A 19,070-nucleotide genomic window follows, 5' to 3' on the forward strand; every position below is an offset into this window, starting at 1 on the left:
ATATATCGTAAAAAATCGATACTTCCACTCCTGAGTCACGAGAAAATTATCTTTGGAGAATCAGGAAGGTAGTATAATGCGCGCAATGAATACGCAGACCGACCCCCAGTTAGAATCCTTGCGCCTGCCGCCGCACTCGATCGAGGCGGAGCAGTCGGTATTGGGTGGTCTGCTCCTCGATAATTCCGCATGGGATCGCATCGCCGATTTTCTGAGAGATACCGACTTTTACCGGTTTGATCATCGCCTCATTTACCAGCATATCGACAAACTGATCAATGCGTCGCGACCAGCTGACGTCATTACGGTCTATGAATCCTTGCAATCTGTCGGCAAGGCAGAGGAGGTTGGAGGACTTTCCTATCTGAATGCGCTCGCGCAGAACACGCCGTCTGCCGCCAATATCCGGCATTATGCACAGATCGTGCGTGATCGCGGGATCCTGCGAAGCCTGATTACGGTGTCGGATGAAATTTCAGCCAGCGCGTTCCAGGCACAGGGCAAGGATGTCAAACAGATTCTGGACGAGGCGGAATCCCGTATCTTTGCCATTGCCGAGGAAGGCGCACGCGGAACGCAGGGGTTTCAGGGAATTACCCCCTTGCTTTCGCAGGTAGTCGACAGGATCAATGAATTGTATGACCGCGACAATCCCAACGATATTACCGGTGTGCCGACAGGTTTTATCGATCTCGACCGGATGACTTCCGGTTTGCAACCGGGTGATCTGATTATTGTGGCAGGTCGCCCCTCCATGGGGAAAACCGCTTTTTCTCTCAATATCGGAGAACATGTCGCGATAGAAAGCGGATTGCCTGTCGCTGTTTTTTCCATGGAAATGGGCGGCGCACAGCTTGCCATGCGTATGCTGGGATCGGTCGGCAAGCTCGATCAGCATCGGTTGAGGACAGGCCGGCTTGCCGATGAAGACTGGGAGCGTTTGTCGTTCGCCATGGAAAAAATGCGTGAGGCCCAGTTATATATCGATGAATCTCCGGGACTGAACTGCAATGACCTGAGAAGCCGGGCACGTCGGCTTGCCAGACAGTGCAGCAGGCTGGGTCTGATCATCGTCGATTATCTCCAGTTGATGACATCCACATCAGGTTCGGCATCGGAAAACAGGGCTACGGAAATTTCCGAAATTTCACGCGGCCTGAAAGCATTGGCCAAGGAATTGAATTGTCCTGTAATTGCCTTGTCGCAGCTTAACCGTTCAGTCGAACAGCGTCCCAACAAGCGGCCTGTCATGTCTGATTTGCGTGAGTCCGGGGCGATCGAGCAGGATGCGGATCTTATTTTGTTTATTTACCGGGATGAAGTTTACAATCCCGACTCGCCCGATAAAGGAACGGCAGAGATCATTATCGGGAAGCAGCGTAATGGCCCGATCGGCAATGTCAGGCTGACCTTTCTCGGGCAATACACCAAATTTGACAACTATGCAGGCAGTGGAGGTATGTACGGTGAATGATCATTGGTATCCGATGCTGGCAATATGCCTATGCGGAAGACCATACCTTGTTCATGACCTGAACTGCCGGCACAAATGATGGGAAGCGATTATGTTCGGACGTTTGATGCCTAAGGAAGAAAAATTCTTCGATTTGTTCAACCAGCATGCCGAATTTTGCGTAAAGGGTGCCAGAGAGTTGCACGACCTTATGCAGGATTCCAGCCATATCGAAAGACGATTGCATGCGATTGAAGGCCTTGAGAAACAGGCCGACAAAGTTACGTATCATACGATCGGCATTTTGCATAAAACCTTTATTACTCCGCTCGACCGTGAAGATATTCATCGTCTGATTACCAAGATGGACGATATTCTCGATCTGATGGAAGATGCTGCACAGACTGTATCGTTGTACGATATCCAGACCATCACGCCGGAAGCTATCCGTTTGGCTGAACTGTGTCTCGGGTGTTGTGAAAAGATCAAGGACGGCGTTTCATTGCTTCACAACATGAACCATTCGCGCGAAATACTGGAAATATGCGAGGAAATCGACCGTCTGGAATCCGATGCGGACCATGTCATGCATGCAGCACTCTCGAAACTGTTCCGTGACGAACCCGATGTCCGCACGCTCATCAAGCTTAAAGCCTTGTACGAAATTCTCGAGAATGTAACGGACATTTGTGAAGATGTCGCCAATATCATCGAGGGAATTGTCGTCGAAAATGCCTGAGGGCAAATCGCCGTATCGTATATCCCTGTATTCGTTCCGTTATCAACTTCATTCAATTCAAATTCATGCAAGCGATACATGTCAGTCTTTATGCCCTCATCCTGATTGTTGCCATGGCATTGATTTTCGATTTCATGAACGGATTTCATGATGCAGCCAATGCGATTGCTACTGTGGTTTCCACCGGTGTGCTCAAACCGCATACAGCCGTTGCCATGACCGCTTTCATGAACTGTGTGGCCATCTTCGTGTTCGATCTGCATGTGGCGACGACAGTCGGCAAGGGTACGGTCGATCCGGCTATCGTCGATCATTATGTCGTGTTCGGTGCGCTGGTCGGTGCGATTGGATGGAATATCATCACTTGGTATTACGGGATTCCATCCTCATCATCCCATGCCTTGATCGGTGGATTGATCGGTGCGGCGATTGCCAAGGCAGGTAGCGGATCGCTGATCGCTTCCGGTATTTTCAAGATCATCGCTTTTATCGTCATTTCGCCTTTGCTGGGGTTTTTGCTGGGCTCGATCATGATGGTGCTGGTATCCTGGATTTTCGTGCGTTCGCAGCCGCGGAATATCGATCGCTGGTTCCGGCGATTGCAGCTGATTTCAGCTTCGTTGTACAGTCTGGGACACGGTGGCAACGATGCACAAAAGACGATGGGCCTGATCTGGATGTTGCTGATCGCATCCGGCTATGCGGCTGACAACAGTCACTTGCCGCTGTGGGTCGTCATTTCATGTTATGGCGCCATCGGCTTCGGTACCTTGTTCGGCGGATGGCGTATCGTGAAAACGATGGGACAGAAAATCACCAAGCTCAAACCGGTCGGCGGATTCTGTGCAGAAACCGGTGGTGCCATGACGCTGTTCATCGCCACAGCACTCGGTATCCCGGTTTCCACGACACATACTATTACTGGTGCGATCGTCGGTGTCGGTTCCGCACAGAAAACTTCCGCTGTACGCTGGGGAGTCGCCAGCAATATCGTCTGGGCATGGATACTGACCATTCCTGCTTCTGCTTTTATCGCCGCCATTGCATGGTGGGTCGGTACCAAATTCCTGTGATCTGGGCTTTTCCTGCCGGTTGACGGGACCGGCAGGTTTACGCGTTTGCCGTTTTCCATTGCCATCAGTATGTAGATAGGCATACAACGTGTCATATTTTTTCCAGTATTTGTCAGATGCGCGACAGCCGCTTCGTGCGTTCTGTCGGTTATCGTTCGGGACTGGAGAATACGTGTCCGAGCGTTGAATCCGGATGAAGGGAATACGCGATATAAAGAGTTTTGAAACTGTATGAAAGTGTGCAGGATATTGCCGGAATGTTTGCACTGGCGCCGCTTGCTTTCAGGTCGGTTTGCGGATTGCGGAAAAGGGGCCGTAAAGCGGCTATAAAAGCCGTCAGATCCGGATGGGCGAGAGAAACAGGAAACGATCGTGTTCTGATGGATGCGGGTCACTGCCGGCGACCCGTGGTGTTATGCCGGTGAACCGGAAGAGTCGGACGACAATATCGGTTCACCGGTTGCGTGACAGGCTAGATGGCCAGGAATGGCTTGTTGAAATACAACGGCAAAGTATCGTGCGGGATGTATTTCGCTTTTGACATCGTTTTGTTCAAAAGCCTTGATGCGCGTCTGGTGGCACTGTCGATAGCGCCTTTGACATCTGCTGCGAATTCAGTGACGACGATAGGGGACATACCGGGCAGTACCAGCTGGATCAGGCAACGTTTTTTGAACCCGCTCTTGATACGGTTGGTATCCGACAAACGAACAGTAATGTAATTGATGCTGTTTTGCGCATGGGACAACATTGCGTTCAAGCGTTCCATAATATATTCCTGTACGGCTTCACCTGCCTTGATACCCTTGGTAATAATGGTCGGTTCCATGTGTTTTTTTGCTCCTGCCAGTAATGTGTTGCTATAAAGATATATTAAACAATGGAAGAATGTGTAAAAAGAGAACATAATAGTAATGTTACTTCAAAAAAATAGAATGATGAAATCTTCCAGTCTAAATTATCGACATTTGTATTATTTTTGGGTCGCAGCCAAGGAAGGTGGTGTAACGCGTGCAGCCGAACGATTGGGCGTCGCCGTGCAGACGATCAGTATGCAGCTGGCATTGCTGGAAAAATCGATCGGCAAAACGCTGTTTGCGCCACAGGGACGCCGTCTGGTACTGACGGAAGCCGGAAGGGTTGCATTGAACTATGCCGACCAGATTTTTCTGTTGGGCGAACAGTTGCAGGAAACATTGGCTGAGGACGATGTCGGAAAGAGTTTGCGACTGACGGTGGGTATTTCCGATTCACTGCCGAAGATGATCGCATACCGTCTTCTGGAACCGGCATTGCAATTGCCGCAGTTTGTACGCATGGAATGTTACGACGGTACGTTTGAAACCTTGTTGGCGGATTTGGCGTTGCACAAGCTCGATGTCGTGTTGACCGATCGGCCGACCAATGTCAAAAGCAGTCTCAGGGTGTTCAGCCATGAATTGGGAGACAGGGCGGTATGGTTGTTCGGTACGGAAGAGCTGGCCGAGAAATATCGTGACAATTTCCCTGAATGCCTCAATGGTGCACCGGTGTTGTTGCCGACGCGTAACAATGCGATCCGGATGCGTCTGGATCAATGGTTCGAGGTGAACAATATCCGGCCTTTTATCGCAGGCGAGTTTTCCGACAGCGCCTTGCTGAAGACGTTCGGACGTATCGGGCTGGGCATGTTCCATGCGCCGATCGTGCTGGCGGATGAAATGAAGGACCAGTTCAGAGCGGTTCCTATTGGCGAAATGAAGGGGGTTCGCGAGCAGTATTACGCCATTTCAGCCGAAATGAAAATCAGGCATGTCGCTGTAGAGGCTATTCTCGAAGCGCGGCGAAAAATCATGGAAGAGGCTGACTGACGTCATCTGTGGGCAATGGAGGCAAATGTCTGGCCAGCAGGATGAATTGTTCCACAGACAGCGCCTCCGGCCTTTTTGCAGGATCGATGCCCAGCTCGATCAGTTCCGCCTCCGTGAAAAAAGGAGCAAGGTTGTTTCGCACGATCTTGCGACGTTGTGAAAAAGCCTGTGTGACGATTTTTTCGAGGGCATCCAGCGGAACGCTTTCGGGGTTTTCTCTGGGAATCATCCGGACAATGGCCGAATCCACTTTCGGTGCCGGATCGAATGCTGTTGGCGGAACGATGAAAAGCATTTCCATGTCATAACGCCATTGCAGCATGACAGAAAGTCGCCCGAAGGCTTTGCTGCCGGGTTCTGCGACCATGCGTTCAACCACTTCGCGTTGCAACATGAAGTGCTGGTCCGCAACCTGGTCCGCGAAAGTCATCAGGTGAAAGAGCAACGGTGTCGAGATGTTATAGGGCAGATTCCCGACGATCCGGATTTTGCGGTCGTGTTGCGTACAAATCGTATTGACATCGAAATCCAGTGCATCGGCCTGATGTACGATCAGTTTGTCTGGCGGAAAACGCTTTTTCAGATAAGCGGCCAAATCTCGATCCAGTTCGATAACATCAAGCCGTTCCAGATGCGGGAGCAATTTCTCGGTCATGGCGCCAAGGCCTGGTCCGATTTCAAGCATGCAATCCGTTTCGCGTGGTGCGATGGCATCGATGATGGCATACAGGACGGCAGAATCTTTCAGGAAGTTCTGGCCGAATCGTTTGCGCGGAATATGTTTCATGTGCGTTGTCCGGTTTGACGCGAAAAAGTTGCCATTTCGGCGGCGATCCGTATGGCCTCGATCATGCTGCTTTCCTGGGCAATGCCCAGTCCCCGTGAGGCGATATCCAGCGCTGTGCCATGATCGACAGACGTGCGGATGATGGGCAGTCCCAGTGTAATATTGACGCCATGTCCGAATGTCGCGTATTTGAGGACAGGCAATCCCTGATCATGGTACATGGACAGGATGCAGTCTGCTTCTGCCAGGTAATGTGGTTGAAAAAGAGTATCGGCCGGGTAGGGACCGGATATTCGGATGCCTTGTTTTTGCAAGGCGGTGATTGCCGGGATGATGGTCCGGATCTCCTCGTCACCGAGATATCCGTTTTCACCGGCATGCGGATTCAGTCCGGTGGCCAGGATACGGGGCGCCACAAGACCGAAGCGTTTTTTCAGGTCATGGTGGATGATTCTGACGATTTCCTGCAAACTGTCGCGCGAGATGGCATCGCTGACATTTTTCAGCGGCAAATGGGTGGTTGCCAGTGCGACACGCAACATGAACCGTTTGTCGCCGGTATGGCTGCCTGTCATACCGGCCAGCATCATGACAACCCGGGGTGTTCCGGTTTTTTCGGCAAAATATTCCGTATGGCCGGTAAAGGGAATGCCTGCGTCGTTGATCGTGCTTTTTTGTACCGGTCCGGTTACGACAGCATCGAACTGGCCGTTCATGGCTCCGGAAATGGCGATATCCATGAATGACAAGACCGCGGGACCGTTGCGTGGGTCGAGCTTGCCTGCAACAGCAGGTGTGGCCAGCGGCGAATCGATGACGCTGATGACACCTGGATCCCGATCCAGAGTCGTGGCATATTCGCCAGATGGCGCCATAGGCCTGAGCCGGATACCACGATCGATACCTGCAGCGGTTTTTTCCAGCAATGCATAATCACCGATGAGAATCGGAATGACGGCGTCCAGACAGCGATATGCGCCCCGGATGGAAATTTCAGGGCCGATACCCGCAGGTTCGCCGGTAGTAATGGCAATGACGGGTTTTTGCATTACATATCCTGCCTTGGATCGTTCAAACGATATTCGACATAGGCTCGGTCACGCAACTGACGGAGCCATTCTTCTGTCGCTTCGGCAATCTTGCGTTCACGAATGGCCTGTTTTGCTGCCGCACGTTTTCTTTCAAGCGACATGTCATCCGTTTTCTTGTCCAGAACCTGAATCAGGTGGAAACCGAATTGCGTTTCAACCGGATCGCTGATTTCACCGGGTTGCAGTGAAACAAGTGCTTTTTCGAATTCTGGAACGGTGTCTCCCGGATAAATCCAGCCCAGATCGCCGCCACGGCTTGCTGATGTGTCGTTCGAGTGGGTTTTGGCCAGTTCCTCGAATGTGGCCGAGTGGTTCTGGATACGTTGTTTGAGTTCAAGCAGCTTGTGTTTCGCTTCGTCGGCCGAAACCAGCTGATTGACCTTGATCAGGATGTGCCGTGCATGGATTTGCTGGATAGCTTGTCCTCCCGGTATGCTTGCCTGCTCCGGTCCCGTTGACATGGTGCGTTTGTCCAGAACCTTCAGAATATGGAAACCGTTTGGACTCTTGATGATGCGTGTCAGGTCGCCGGGATTGAGTCCGGCTAGTGCTTCTACAAATACCTTGGGGAGACGGTCTGTGCTTCGCCAACCGATATCGCCACCGCTCAAGCCTTCATCAGCATCGGAATATGAAGCGGCTGTTTGCTGGAAATCGCTGCCGGATTGCAGTGCTTTCAGCACTTTTTCTGCACGATCGCGTTTTTCGGCGATTTGTTCAGGTGATGCATTTTCCGGGATGCGGATCAGGATATGGCCGAGCCGGAGCTGGACCGGCATGGGCATTTGCGAGTCAGCGCCCAGAACATGATCGATTTCTGCGTCGTTGATCTGGATTTTGTTGTTGACTTCCCGGTCTCGCAGACGTTGCAGCGTAATATCGTGACGAACATTTTCACGATATTTTTCAAAGGGGATGCCGCTTTGTTCAATATGATGCTGGAACTGCGACATCGTCATGTGCTGGCTTTCGGCGATACGGGCAATCGTTCTGTCGAGCTGGGTATCGTCGATACGGAGACCCATTTCCTTGGCCAGTTGCATTTGCGCACTTTCAACGATCATATGTTCCAGTGCCTGTTTCCGCAGGATTTCTCGTGGTGGCAGCGTGATATTTTGTTGCTTGAGCCGTTGTTCGATTAGCTGGAGACGGGTATTGAGTTCTCCCATGGTGATGACGTCGTTATTGACGACGGCGGCAATGAAATCGACAGTGACTGGCTGGGCCGTACGGGGAGCGGCTGCGGCGGAAGTCGTTGTGCTGGCCGCCGGTTGTTGCGTGTCGGTTTGCGCCAGCGATACGGTTGACAGAAACAGCCCGAAAAGCAGGGAGCAGGTTTGTGTCAGGACAGTCGGTGACTTGGCTGAAGACGTGAACAAGAACATGGAATGATCCTCGTTGGCATAAGATTTGTTTTGATCGTGGCGACAAACAGCATCAGTTTGAAAGTGGTTCGTAACCCGGAATGCTTCTTTGCAATGCATTGAGCGGATTGGTTCCCAGTTTCGACAAGCCTTTGAGCTCAAGCTGGAAATAAAACGCGGTATTGGTTTCTGTCGACGATGTCACGTAACGTTGTGCCATCAGCCGGAATATCCAGCAGTCTGCGTTGTATTCGACGCCGAGAATATTTTCGATGGATTTGTTGTCCGGCAGAGAATAGCTGACCTGTCCTACAGCATACCATCTTTGTGCGATCGGCCATTGTCCGGATACGTTGATCTGGTCGATTTCATTGTTGTAGAGGTAATCCCTATAATCCCAGTTCGGATAATAATTGATCAGTCCGGCAAGTGCCGTCGGGGAATACCGGTTGTAGATGGATGTCGTGTCTCTCAGATAACGGTATTCGGCGTTCAGCAGTTTCATGGGACCGGGTTTCCATTGTGTACTGAAGTTTGCGCTGTACATTTTCTGTGTACTCTGGTTGTACTGTATAGCGGTGTCGAACGAGAATTCAGGGGTGATATGTCCGTCTGCCATGGCCAGCAGGTCGGAGCGGTTTTTCGATTCATCGCGTTCGGCGTTATACAAATAGACACGCTGGTCGCGGAAATAATAACGTTGCCCGATCGTGAATTTGAAACGTTCCATGCCATTGTCTTCGATGAAACGGCTTGTCAGGGCGGCAGTCAGATTGTTGGCATCCGCGATACGGTCGTAACCGGCAAAGCGGTTTTCGGTAAACAGGGTGACATAACCGAAGCTCGGCTCACCGGAATCGAAAATCGGATATTTGTGCTGATCCTTGTATGGGGTATAGACATAGAACAGGCGCGGTTCCAGCGTCTGGGTCATGTTTTTGCCGAACATGGGAGCGTCACGCTCGAAAATCAGGCCGCTGTCCAGGGAAAACGTCGGTAATACGCGCGTCAGCGAGCGGGTGTCGTAAGGCGATTCATCCAGATCGTATTTTGCCATATTCAGAATGGCCTTCGGCGTCAGGAAATAGCCGCCGGAAATCATCGGGTAAGAAATTTCCGATTTCATCACGAATCGATCGCCTCGTGCCTGTTCCTGTGCCGGCAGTTGCTCCAGCTCATCGTCCGAGAGCCAGAAACGGGTCATTTCGCCATAGACATTCCAGTCGAAGCCATGGACATTTTCCTGCCCGCCGGACAACATGAATTGCGGAAGCCGGTCGAACGGTTTGATGATCGGAGCCTCGTCATCCTGCAAAACCTTGTAACTCGATGCGCGTAACGTCGCGTTCCAGATGCCGAGCGATTTGGAAATGCCGCCTTCACGCAACAAAAGTCGCTCCATATCGCCACGGTTTTGCGGTACGGAAAAATCGTCCGGATATTCATCGTCGGACGCCGACTTGACGTTCCAGTAATAGGACCAGCCGTTGTTGAAAGCCTGCTGATGCTGTGATGAAAAGAAGTAACGGTCACGGTCGGCTTCCTTGTCGTTGGGCAGATATTCGATGTAGGTGATGCCAGAATAGTTCGCCCCCAAATAACGTGTTTCAACGCCCAGTTGCAAGCCGCGTCGTGCGATCAGGTTGGGGGTGACGGTCAAGTCGTAATTGGGGGCGAGGTTGAAGTAATAAGGCATATTGACTTCAAGCCCGTTTTTGGAACTTATGCCGATGGTCGGGGGCAGAAAGCCGGATTTCCGTTCATTCTTGAATGGAAACGTCATGGCAGGAGCTGCCAGAATGGGAACATCCTTGAAGTACAGCACCGGACTGGTGGCATAAGCCGTATTGTGCGAATTGTCCAGATGCAGCTTTTTCGAAGACAGGTACCAGTCCGGATCTGTCCCTTCGCATGTACTGTAGGTACTCTTGAAAATGTCGGTCTGATTGTCGCCGGTCATATCGATACGGGAGGCTGTACCTTGTGCCTGATTGACTCCCAAGCGGTAGGATGCGCGTTTCAGGACGCCTTCACCGGTTTCGAGATTCAGGTTCGCCTCATCTGCAACAAACTGGTCATCAAAACGCTGGATGAACACGTTGCCGATGATTTCCGCCTCGTTTTCTTCTTGGCGGAATATACCGTGGTCGCCCGTGATAAGGGTCTGGTCACGTTCGACTTCCACTTCATAATCCAGGTACAGGTCACGTGCCGGCCGGCCGGTGATCTGCTCTGCCTGCAGAATCGTTGGGGCGTCCCTGTTTTCGGTATATTGTGGACGAGTGTTTTTTGTCTTGCCGGTCGCATGTGTTGCGGCATGCAGTGTCACCGGTAACGCTGCCAGCAATGCAAGCAGGACAGGCGACAGAAAACAGGCAAAAAAACGGCTCATGAAAAGCGTTGAAATAAGAAGACTACAATATATTATCCAGAATCGCTTATTATATGAGAACTTTCTCACTGATAACGGATTGTTTTGCCTTTCATGTCAATAACCACTCAAAATTCTTCCGGCGATCACCGTTTTGTTTCCATGATGCAATGGTTGGAAACATTGCATGAATGGAAACTGGAGCCGGATACCGTCAGACCGGCGTCATCGGATGCCAGTTTTCGCAGATACTTTCGCGTCGATGGCGAGAATCGTTCGTTCATCGTAATGGATGCACCGCCTGAAAAAGAGAATATCGAGCCGTTTGTCCGGGTGGCGACCTTGTTCGCTCAAAGCGGCGTTTCCGTACCGCAGGTGCTGGCGCAAAATACCCGCGAGGGTTTTTTGTTGTTGTCCGATCTGGGAACCACAACCTATCTGGACAAACTCGACGATACCAATGCAGGCGTCCTGTATCGGGATGCCATCGATGCGTTGCTGCGTATACAGCAAACCAGCAGACCGCATGTGCTGCCAGAATACGATCGTGCGACCCTGAAGAGGGAGCTGGATCTTTTTCCGGAGTGGTATATCGACAAGCATATGCGATTTCCGATGACGCCGGAAAAGCAGGCGGTACTGGAAAAAACATTCAATATCTTGCTGGCGAACAATCTGTCACAACCGCAGGTTTTCGTTCATCGGGATTATCATTCGCGAAATCTCATGCACATGTCCGGTGAAGCCCGCAATCCCGGGATACTGGATTTCCAGGATGCCTTGTATGGCCCCTTGACATATGATCTGGTGTCGTTGCTCAGGGATGCCTATATCGAATGGGAAGAGGAACGTGTACTGGACTGGGTGATTCGCTACTGGGAAAAAGCGAAAAAGACCGGTTTGCCCGTCAATCCCGATATCGACCAGTTCTACAAGGATTTCGAGTGGATGGGGGTCCAGAGACATTTGAAAGTTCTGGGGATATTCGCGCGTTTGTACCATCGCGATGGAAAAGATGCCTATCTCAAGGACATACCGCTGGTCATGAAATATGCAAGCAAAACGGCTCACCGCTATAACGAATTGGCGCCGCTGGCACGTTTGCTGGATGAGTTGCAGGACAACAAACCGGATGTCACGTATTCTTTCTGAATATCGTTTTCCGGATATTTTTTCAAAGGCCATGATACTGACATGAAAGCCATGATATTCGCCGCAGGTCGCGGCAACCGTATGCGACCGTTGACAGACAGTTGTCCGAAGCCGTTGCTGGAAGTGCGTGGACGTCCACTCATTGTCTGGCATATTCTGAATCTGGTTCGCGCAGGTATTACCGAAATCGTCATTAACCATGCCCATCTTGGGGAACAGATCGAGCAAAGACTTGGAGACGGTTCGGCTTTCGGCGCTTCCATCAGGTATTCAGGTGAAGGAACGGCACTGGAAACAGCAGGCGGGATTGCCAAGGCAAGACATTTGCTGGGCGAGGAACCGTTCGTTGCCATTGCTTCCGATATTTACTGTCCCTATTTCGATTTCAGGCAGGTCGAGACGGTTTTGCAGGACAACGATGTCTGGGGAAAGCCATATGACGAATCCAGCAGGGATGTCGCCTGGTTGTATCTGGTCAAAAATCCCTCTTTCCATCCACAGGGTGACTTTGCGCTCAGTTCTTTTACTGTTCGGAATGACGGGCCTGCCAAATGGACGTTTTCAGGAATCGGTGTATACCGGATGTCCATGTTCGATTCGGTACATCCCGGTGAGAAAGTGCAGTTGGGCACGATATTGCGGGAATATATCGCTCGGGGTCAGGTCGGAGGCGAGATTTATCGTGGTGAGTGGAAAAACGTCAATACTATCGATGAGCTGAATCGGCTCAACGGCCTGGTCGGAGCGGTGGACTGAAATCCGGTTTTGTGGATAAAAAGCGCCCTATCAAACCGTTCCGACGGTTTGATAGGGCGCTTTTTTAATGGAATGTACGGAGTGGCTTACTTCAGACCCGTGATCTTGTTGTTGGCATCGACCAGAACGACCTTGGGTTTGAAGGTCTTGATTTCTTCGTCATCCATCAGGCCGTAGGTGCAAATGATCAGCAGATCGCCAAGGTGGGCACGGCGTGCTGCGGCGCCGTTCAAGGAAATTTCACCGCTGCCGCGTTTCCCCGGAATGATGTAGGTAGCGAAGCGTTCGCCGTTGTTGACGTTGTATAACTCGATTCGTTCGAAAACCGTCATGCCGGCGGCTTCGATCAGATCTTCGTCAATTGCGCAGGAACCTTCATAAGCCAGATCACACTGGGTGACGGTGGCACGATGAATTTTTCCGCGTAACATAATCCGTTGCATGTTCAATTTCTCCTGTTTGCGAAAGATGGCATACGCATTTCCGGTGTATTTGCCATTTCGTTTCCTGTTTGATGAAAGAACGCATGTGTCCAGACAGGACGGCGTTCCGTAATCCGAATTGTGAAATGGGCGCTTTTACTAGCGATAAGATAACCAAAGATACCAGTCGTCCGGATGTGTCCGCATCCTCAAAATGCCTTATCCATTCCGTACCTGGCGGTTGATAACATTTGATGACTGACGCTTTCGGCGGCTTACGGCATCGCCATAACGCACGTTTTACAGATTGTAAATCAAATAAAAGCCGACTGGGTCAATTTCCTCCACACTTTGGAAAGTTTTTTATAATACACAATTTTTTTGCAAGGAAAGCAAAAAAATTCAAACTTTTATGTCGGTGGTGATGTTTTGACCACGGTCATGCAAGTATCCGGTATGCCGCGGATGGAGAGTGCGGGGGCAGTTGCATAGCAAATGCAGGGCATTGCGCTAAAATAAGGCGGAATCGTACAGACGGAGCGGTTATGTTCAAACCTGAAATCACGGTGGCATCCGTTATCGAAAAAGACGGGCGTTTCCTGATGGTAGAAGAGGAAACGGAGCAAGGGATCACGCTGAATCAGCCGGCAGGTCATCTGGAAGCGGATGAATCCTTGCAAGAGGCTGCAATACGTGAGACGCTGGAGGAAACGGCTTGCCGGATGGCGCCGGATGGGCTTGTCGGTGTTTATTTGCTGCAATATACCCTGGAAAAGGGTGAGAAAGTGTCTTTTTTGCGTTTCACTTTTTCAGGGAAAGTGGTATCAGAAAGCGATCGTCCGCTCGATCCTGACATATTGCGGGCGGTGTGGATGACATATGATGAAATATTGGCCAGTCGTCACAGGCATCGCAGCAAACTGGTTTTGCAGTCGATTGAAGATTATCTGAAGGGGCAGACGATGCCTCTTTCCATGTTGTCCACATGGTTTGTGGAAAGAAAGTGAAGGCATGAGCAAGAAAAAAGTCGTGATTGGCATGTCTGGCGGCGTCGATTCGTCCGTATCGGCATGGCTTCTGAAAGAGCAGGGTTACGAAGTCGTCGGGCTTTTCATGAAGAACTGGGAAGACGATGACGACAGTGAATATTGTTCGGCGCGGCAAGACTGGCTTGATGCCGTTACAGTTGCCGATGTGATCGGTATCGATATCGAGGTCGTGAATTTTGCAGCCGAATACAAGGAACGGGTTTTCTCGGAGTTTCTGAAAGAATACGAAGCGGGCAGAACGCCGAATCCTGACGTATTGTGCAATGCGGAAATCAAGTTCAAGGCTTTTCTGGATCATGCCATGTCTCTGGGGGCGGAACGGATTGCCACGGGACATTATGCGCGGGTACGCGAAAAAGACGGGCGTTTCGAGTTGCTCAAGGCGGTAGATGATACGAAAGACCAGAGCTATTTCCTGCATCGCCTGAATCAGAAACAATTGTCGAAAACGATTTTCCCGCTTGGCGAAATCAGAAAAACGGAAGTTCGCAAAATAGCGGAAAAAATCGGATTGCCGAATGCGAAAAAAAAGGATTCGACGGGGATCTGTTTTATCGGCGAACGTCCTTTCCGCGCCTTTCTGAACCGTTATCTATCCTATGAGCCAGGCCCGATCAGGACGCCTGAGGGCGTGGAAGTCGGGCGACATGTCGGACTGAGCTTCTATACCATCGGACAACGCAAGGGGATCGGTATCGGTGGGCTGAAGTCATTCAGAAAACCGGATGGTACGAGCGATGCATGGTATGTCGCTCGCAAGGATATTCCAAACAATACGCTGTACGTCGTGCAAGGGCATGACCATCCCTGGCTGTTGTCACCATCGCTGGTGGCAGGACAATCCAGCTGGATTGCCGGTACACCGCCGCAGACTCATGATCTGGCGGTCAAAACGCGTTATCGTCAGAAAGATGTGCCATGCAGACTCGACATAACGGGACATGCCGAATTTTCGGCCAGTTTTGTGCAGCCGCAATGGGCGATCACTCCAGGACAATCAGCCGTGTTTTATCAGGGGGATGTTTGCCTTGGCGGCGGGATTATCGATAGCTCCGGCAAGACGGGAAACGACGTCGTTTCAACCAAAGCCTGATCGTGTATCTGCCGCGCCTTCAGGCGGCAGGTTCATTGTGGACGGGTTTCCTGAAAAGACGGGCGTTTCGCAAGACGTTCGGACAGGGCTGCCAGATTGGGGTATTGGCTTCGCCATGCTATTTCCGGAAAGCGGAAGTCCAGCCAGCCCAGCGCGCAACCAACGGCAATATCGGCCAGTGAAAAGGTATTTTCATAGCAGAATGTGTGTTCGCCGAGCTGTGCGGCAAGCGCTTTCAGGCCGGCATGAACTTTTCCGGTTTGCAATCCGATCCAGTCAGGACTTTGCATGGTGGCCGGGCGTTTGCCTTCCAAGCGAACCAGAATGGCTGCATCCATGATGCCGTCAGCCAGTGCTTCCCAGCATTTGACTTCGGTACGTGCATGACGGTCTTCCGGCAAAAGACGATTGACCGGGGTGAGCGTGTCGAGATAATCCACAATCACGCTGGAGTCATAAAGCGTTTTTCCATCATCCAGAACCAGACAAGGGACTTTGCCAAGCGGATTGAATTTTGTCGCGATATTGTCCGGAGCGCTCAGGTCGGTCAGAACGAATTCATAACCGATCTTTTTTTCGGACAATACAATGCGCGTTTTGCGGACGTAAGGACTGGTGAGAATTCCGATCAGTTTCATGGCGCACACAGAAAAAATATGCCGCATTATAGCATCGGCGTGTCAGATATACGTCAGTATTGCGTGAAAAACAGGCAAATTGCCTGCAGAAAATGTTAAACTAAAAAGTCGTATATTATCGGATGAGTTTTTGGACATGGAACTTTCTGCACTTTCCGCCTTGTCGCCGCTTGACGGAAGATATGTGAGAAAAACCGGCGCTTTAAGACCGATTCTTTCGGAAGCCGGTTTTATGCGGCATCGGGTCAAGGTCGAGATAGCATGGTTCAAGGCGCTGTCGCAGGCCGGTTTTGCGGAAATTCATCCGTTTTCGGAAGCGGCAAGCCGTTTCCTGGATGCACTGGTCGACCGTTTTTCAGTTGACGATGCCGCACGTATCAAGGAAATCGAGGCGATTACCAACCATGACGTCAAAGCCGTCGAATACTGGATCAAGGAATCCATCGGTCTTGATTTGCCGCCGGAACTTTCACGCCTGAATCCGCGCAAGGTCGATGTCGATCCGGCCATTACAAGGGAATTGCAGCCTGCGGCTGAATTCATCCATTTCGCATGCACATCCGAGGATATCAACAATACCTCGCACGGCATGATGATCAAGGCGGCCCGCGATGAGGTCGTTTTGCCGGCGCTTAATGCGGTCGTCGAAAAGTTGCGAGGTATGGCTCATGAATATGCCGCATTGCCGATGCTGGCCAGAACGCATGGGCAAACTGCCAGCCCGACTACGCTGGGCAAGGAAATCGCCAATATCGTGTCACGCCTGATGCGTGCGTCTCGCCAGATCGGTGCGGTTCAGATCATGGGCAAGATGAACGGCGCAGTCGGAAATTACAATGCCCATTTCGCAGCATATCCCGGTTTCGACTGGGAACGTTTTTCAAGAGAAGTTGTCGAGCAACGACTCGGACTGACATATAACGAATATACCATCCAGATCGAACCGCATGACTATATCGCGGAACTGTTCGATGCCATCGCACGTACCAATACGATTCTGATCGATCTGAACAGGGATATCTGGAGCTACATCTCGCTGGGTTACTTCAAACAGGTAACGCGTGCAGGTGAAGTCGGTTCCAGCACCATGCCTCACAAGGTCAATCCGATCGATTTCGAAAATTCGGAAGGCAATCTTGGCGTTGCCAATGCATTGCTCAAGCACATGTCCGAAAAATTGCCGATTTCGAGATGGCAGCGTGACCTGACGGACTCGACCGTATTGCGCAATATCGGTATTGCGCTGGGCTATACGGTACTGGCATACGACAGTTGTCTGCGAGGACTGAACAAACTCGAAGTCAATGTGGACAGGATTGTGCATGATCTGGAAGACGCATGGGAAGTGCTGGCAGAACCTGTACAGACCGTCATGAGACGTTACGGCATCGAAAATCCGTATGAACAGCTGAAAGCACTGACGCGAGGAAAGGGGATCGACAAACACGATTTGCATGCTTTCATCAACGGGCTGGATTTGCCTGATGAGGCGAAAAAGGAATTATTGGGGATGACCCCGGCAAGCTATACCGGGATCGCTTCGAAATTGGCTGGAAAAATTTGAATAATAATATTTAAGGAAAGGGTGAATTATGCGATTCGTTCGTAACTGTCTGGGAGCCATCGTCGCTTCCATGGCGCTTGTTGCAGTGCCTGGTCAGGCTGCAGAAAACAACGGCTATATGGTCGATGGCGTGTCTTTTGAAGTCGGTGTCGGCGAACATGTTGAATTGGCACGTGTCGGTTTCCAGTGGGACTGGAACAAGGACTGGCTCAGAACAGCGGGCGGATGGCATCTGAATGGTTACTGGGACCTGAACCTCGGCTGGTGGCATGGTGACCGTTACAACGATGGACATGGTTCACAGGATCTGGCCGTTATCGGTATCACCCCGGTATTCCGTTGGGAAAAGGCCACGAAGAAAGGCGTTTATGTCGAAGCCGGTATCGGCGCCAGCCTGTTCTCGGAAAATTACAACAACAATGGCAACAAGATGAGTACGGCCTTTGAATTCGCCGATCATATCGGTGTGGGTTACGTATTCGACAACAATTTCGATCTGGGTCTGAGACTCCAGCACTATTCCAACGGCGGTATCAGCAAGCCGAACGATGGCGAAAACTTCATCGTTTTGCGTGGCGCTTATCGCTTCGAATAAACGCCTTGTCCTGATGGAATCAGTCAAGTGAGTAACGAAAATTTGCCGAATATCGCGTTTGTCGGTATCGGTCTGATGGGGCTGCCGATGGCAGCCCGACTTGTACAGGCAGGGTATCCGCTCAACGCATGGAACAGAACACGTGAAAAGGCATTGCCGCTTGCCGGGTATGGTGCCAAGGTGGCCGATACACTGGCGGATGCGGTTCGCACTGCCGATATTGTGATTACCATGCTTGAAGCCGGACCGGTCGTCAAACGGGTTGTTGAAGCCATGTTGCCTGATTTGCGTTCCGGAACGCTGGTAATCGACATGAGCTCGACGAAACAGTCCGAAGCATGTGAAGTCCAGCGGATGCTGGCGCCATGTCAGGTCGCGTTTCTGGATGCACCGGTATCTGGCGGTGTTGTCGGTGCCGAGGCGGGAACGCTGGCGATTATGGTCGGCGGGAAGCCTGATGATTTCAGACGCGCCGAGCCATTGTTCAAGGTAATGGGGCGGCCGACGCTGGTAGGACCGACCGGAAGTGGGCAGATAGCCAAGCTGTGCAATCAGCTGATCGTCGGAGGGACGGTCGCCATTGTCGCGGAAGCCATGTTGCTTGCGCAGGCAGGGGGTGCTGATCCTGCCGCCATGCGCCAGGCGATTCGTGGTGGTTTTGCCGAAAGCAGGATCCTTGAGTTGCATGGACAGCGCATGCTCGACCGCAATTTCAAACCGGGTGGACAGATCAAGAGTCAGGCCAAGGACCATGCCAATATCATGGCGGCCGCAGAAGATACCGGTCTCGAATTGCCGCTGACGAAACGGGTAGCCGAACTCTTCAACGGCCTGCTCGAAAACCATGCCGAAGCCGATCAGGCTGCCGCATTGCTCGCGCTGGAAGCGATCAATCCAACTGTCCGTCTGGGCAATGGGCCGGATCGATTTTGAAAGGAAAAAGATCCTCCAATAAAAAACGCGACATATTGTCGCGTTTTTTATTGGAACGACAGCATCGGACCACATTCACAGGCATGACCCATATATGTGCCAAAAACACAAACGCCCGCAGTTGCGGGCGTTTGATAAAT

18 protein-coding genes are annotated in these 19,070 nt (G+C 51.3%); 11 read left to right on the forward strand and 7 right to left on the reverse strand.

The annotated features are described in order from the left end of the window. Positions 1–76: 76 nt before the first annotated feature. The 3 genes from NAI64_RS04890 to NAI64_RS04900 all read left to right on the forward strand — a co-directional run bounded on the left by NAI64_RS04890 (position 77) and on the right by NAI64_RS04900 (position 3,265). Positions 77–1,474, forward strand: a complete 1,398-nt coding sequence (locus NAI64_RS04890; protein ID WP_269298355.1) for a replicative DNA helicase — start codon at positions 77–79, stop codon at positions 1,472–1,474. A gap of 91 nt (positions 1,475–1,565) precedes the next feature. Then, positions 1,566–2,192: a DUF47 domain-containing protein gene (locus NAI64_RS04895; protein WP_269298356.1), complete on the forward strand. Its 627-nt coding sequence runs from the start codon at positions 1,566–1,568 to the stop codon at positions 2,190–2,192. Between the two features lie 65 nt (positions 2,193–2,257). Continuing rightward, the gene (locus NAI64_RS04900) at positions 2,258–3,265 is read left to right on the forward strand and encodes an inorganic phosphate transporter (RefSeq protein WP_269298357.1); all 1,008 of its coding nucleotides are present in this window, start codon (positions 2,258–2,260) and stop codon (positions 3,263–3,265) included. Positions 3,266–3,737: 472 nt separating this feature from the next. On the opposite strand, the gene NAI64_RS04905 is transcribed toward NAI64_RS04900, so the two are convergent. Beyond that, on the reverse strand, positions 3,738–4,094 hold the full coding sequence (locus NAI64_RS04905; RefSeq protein WP_269298359.1) for an HPF/RaiA family ribosome-associated protein: 357 nt from the start codon (positions 4,092–4,094) through the stop codon (positions 3,738–3,740). 109 nt (positions 4,095–4,203) lie between these two features. On the opposite strand from NAI64_RS04905, the gene nhaR reads away from it, so the two are divergent. Further along, positions 4,204–5,115, forward strand: coding sequence for a transcriptional activator NhaR (gene nhaR / locus NAI64_RS04910; RefSeq protein WP_269298360.1), 912 nt, complete (start codon positions 4,204–4,206; stop codon positions 5,113–5,115). On the opposite strand, the gene rsmA is transcribed toward nhaR, so the two are convergent. The 4 genes from rsmA to NAI64_RS04930 are packed head-to-tail and all read right to left on the reverse strand — an operon-like array spanning position 5,096 to position 10,749. Further along, the gene (rsmA, locus tag NAI64_RS04915; protein ID WP_269298362.1) at positions 5,096–5,902 is read right to left on the reverse strand and encodes a 16S rRNA (adenine(1518)-N(6)/adenine(1519)-N(6))-dimethyltransferase RsmA; all 807 of its coding nucleotides are present in this window, start codon (positions 5,900–5,902) and stop codon (positions 5,096–5,098) included. The genes nhaR and rsmA overlap by 20 nt on opposite strands. After that, positions 5,899–6,951 (reverse strand): 4-hydroxythreonine-4-phosphate dehydrogenase PdxA, encoded by a 1,053-nt coding sequence (gene pdxA / locus NAI64_RS04920; protein WP_269298363.1) that lies wholly within the window; start codon positions 6,949–6,951, stop codon positions 5,899–5,901. The genes rsmA and pdxA overlap by 4 nt, the downstream gene beginning before the upstream one ends. After that, positions 6,951–8,378, reverse strand: a complete 1,428-nt coding sequence (locus NAI64_RS04925) for a peptidylprolyl isomerase (RefSeq protein WP_269298365.1) — start codon at positions 8,376–8,378, stop codon at positions 6,951–6,953. Before NAI64_RS04925 ends, pdxA begins: the two co-directional genes overlap by 1 nt. A gap of 52 nt (positions 8,379–8,430) precedes the next feature. Then, positions 8,431–10,749 carry an LPS-assembly protein LptD gene (locus NAI64_RS04930; protein WP_269298366.1) on the reverse strand — a complete coding sequence of 773 codons (2,319 nt, stop codon included), beginning with the start codon at positions 10,747–10,749 and terminating at the stop codon, positions 8,431–8,433. A 93-nt stretch (positions 10,750–10,842) separates the two neighbouring features. Between NAI64_RS04930 and NAI64_RS04935 the strand changes: the two genes are divergently transcribed. Both NAI64_RS04935 and murU read left to right on the forward strand, forming a co-directional pair. Then, positions 10,843–11,880, forward strand: a complete 1,038-nt coding sequence (locus NAI64_RS04935; protein ID WP_407946913.1) for an aminoglycoside phosphotransferase family protein — start codon at positions 10,843–10,845, stop codon at positions 11,878–11,880. 42 nt (positions 11,881–11,922) lie between these two features. After that, positions 11,923–12,636 carry an N-acetylmuramate alpha-1-phosphate uridylyltransferase MurU gene (gene murU / locus NAI64_RS04940; RefSeq protein ID WP_269298368.1) on the forward strand — a complete coding sequence of 238 codons (714 nt, stop codon included), beginning with the start codon at positions 11,923–11,925 and terminating at the stop codon, positions 12,634–12,636. 86 nt (positions 12,637–12,722) lie between these two features. On the opposite strand, the gene panD is transcribed toward murU, so the two are convergent. Then, positions 12,723–13,079 carry an aspartate 1-decarboxylase gene (gene panD / locus NAI64_RS04945; protein ID WP_269298370.1) on the reverse strand — a complete coding sequence of 119 codons (357 nt, stop codon included), beginning with the start codon at positions 13,077–13,079 and terminating at the stop codon, positions 12,723–12,725. A gap of 524 nt (positions 13,080–13,603) precedes the next feature. On the opposite strand from panD, the gene NAI64_RS04950 reads away from it, so the two are divergent. Together NAI64_RS04950 and mnmA are read left to right on the forward strand one after the other, a co-directional pair. Then, entirely contained in the window at positions 13,604–14,065 is a 462-nt protein-coding gene (locus tag NAI64_RS04950; RefSeq protein ID WP_269298372.1) for an NUDIX hydrolase, read from the forward strand. A gap of 4 nt (positions 14,066–14,069) precedes the next feature. After that, positions 14,070–15,200 carry a tRNA 2-thiouridine(34) synthase MnmA gene (gene mnmA, locus NAI64_RS04955; protein ID WP_269298374.1) on the forward strand — a complete coding sequence of 377 codons (1,131 nt, stop codon included), beginning with the start codon at positions 14,070–14,072 and terminating at the stop codon, positions 15,198–15,200. A gap of 32 nt (positions 15,201–15,232) precedes the next feature. Here the strand turns inward: mnmA and NAI64_RS04960 are convergent, their stop codons facing one another. Beyond that, the gene (locus tag NAI64_RS04960) at positions 15,233–15,838 is read right to left on the reverse strand and encodes a glutathione S-transferase N-terminal domain-containing protein (protein ID WP_269298376.1); all 606 of its coding nucleotides are present in this window, start codon (positions 15,836–15,838) and stop codon (positions 15,233–15,235) included. A 136-nt stretch (positions 15,839–15,974) separates the two neighbouring features. Between NAI64_RS04960 and purB the strand changes: the two genes are divergently transcribed. The 3 genes from purB to NAI64_RS04975 are packed head-to-tail and all read left to right on the forward strand — an operon-like array spanning position 15,975 to position 18,930. Further along, entirely contained in the window at positions 15,975–17,402 is a 1,428-nt protein-coding gene (purB, locus tag NAI64_RS04965; RefSeq protein ID WP_269298378.1) for an adenylosuccinate lyase, read from the forward strand. A gap of 28 nt (positions 17,403–17,430) precedes the next feature. Beyond that, positions 17,431–17,997, forward strand: coding sequence for an acyloxyacyl hydrolase (locus NAI64_RS04970; protein WP_269298380.1), 567 nt, complete (start codon positions 17,431–17,433; stop codon positions 17,995–17,997). A 27-nt stretch (positions 17,998–18,024) separates the two neighbouring features. Continuing rightward, positions 18,025–18,930 (forward strand): NAD(P)-dependent oxidoreductase, encoded by a 906-nt coding sequence (locus NAI64_RS04975; protein ID WP_269298382.1) that lies wholly within the window; start codon positions 18,025–18,027, stop codon positions 18,928–18,930. The last annotated feature ends 140 nt before the right edge of the window (positions 18,931–19,070 follow it).

It is taken from the genome of Oxalobacter paeniformigenes (assembly GCF_027158465.1).
Lineage (GTDB): Bacteria > Pseudomonadota > Gammaproteobacteria > Burkholderiales > Burkholderiaceae_D > Oxalobacter > Oxalobacter paeniformigenes.

Excerpts from the sequence above, each read along its gene's own strand:
- NAI64_RS04890 (WP_269298355.1), top strand. The coding sequence starts at position 77 with ATGCGCGCAATGAATACGCAGACCGACCCCCAGTTAGAATCCTTGCGC.
- NAI64_RS04895 (WP_269298356.1), top strand. The coding sequence starts at position 1,566 with ATGTTCGGACGTTTGATGCCTAAGGAAGAAAAATTCTTCGATTTGTTC.
- NAI64_RS04900 (WP_269298357.1), top strand. The coding sequence starts at position 2,258 with ATGCAAGCGATACATGTCAGTCTTTATGCCCTCATCCTGATTGTTGCC.
- NAI64_RS04905 (WP_269298359.1), bottom strand. The coding sequence starts at position 4,094 with ATGGAACCGACCATTATTACCAAGGGTATCAAGGCAGGTGAAGCCGTA.
- nhaR (WP_269298360.1), top strand. The coding sequence starts at position 4,204 with ATGAAATCTTCCAGTCTAAATTATCGACATTTGTATTATTTTTGGGTC.
- rsmA (WP_269298362.1), bottom strand. The coding sequence starts at position 5,902 with ATGAAACATATTCCGCGCAAACGATTCGGCCAGAACTTCCTGAAAGAT.
- pdxA (WP_269298363.1), bottom strand. The coding sequence starts at position 6,951 with ATGCAAAAACCCGTCATTGCCATTACTACCGGCGAACCTGCGGGTATC.
- NAI64_RS04925 (WP_269298365.1), bottom strand. The coding sequence starts at position 8,378 with ATGTTCTTGTTCACGTCTTCAGCCAAGTCACCGACTGTCCTGACACAA.
- NAI64_RS04930 (WP_269298366.1), bottom strand. The coding sequence starts at position 10,749 with ATGAGCCGTTTTTTTGCCTGTTTTCTGTCGCCTGTCCTGCTTGCATTG.
- NAI64_RS04935 (WP_407946913.1), top strand. The coding sequence starts at position 10,843 with ATGTCAATAACCACTCAAAATTCTTCCGGCGATCACCGTTTTGTTTCC.
- murU (WP_269298368.1), top strand. The coding sequence starts at position 11,923 with ATGAAAGCCATGATATTCGCCGCAGGTCGCGGCAACCGTATGCGACCG.
- panD (WP_269298370.1), bottom strand. The coding sequence starts at position 13,079 with ATGCAACGGATTATGTTACGCGGAAAAATTCATCGTGCCACCGTCACC.
- NAI64_RS04950 (WP_269298372.1), top strand. The coding sequence starts at position 13,604 with ATGTTCAAACCTGAAATCACGGTGGCATCCGTTATCGAAAAAGACGGG.
- mnmA (WP_269298374.1), top strand. The coding sequence starts at position 14,070 with ATGAGCAAGAAAAAAGTCGTGATTGGCATGTCTGGCGGCGTCGATTCG.
- NAI64_RS04960 (WP_269298376.1), bottom strand. The coding sequence starts at position 15,838 with ATGAAACTGATCGGAATTCTCACCAGTCCTTACGTCCGCAAAACGCGC.
- purB (WP_269298378.1), top strand. The coding sequence starts at position 15,975 with ATGGAACTTTCTGCACTTTCCGCCTTGTCGCCGCTTGACGGAAGATAT.
- NAI64_RS04970 (WP_269298380.1), top strand. The coding sequence starts at position 17,431 with ATGCGATTCGTTCGTAACTGTCTGGGAGCCATCGTCGCTTCCATGGCG.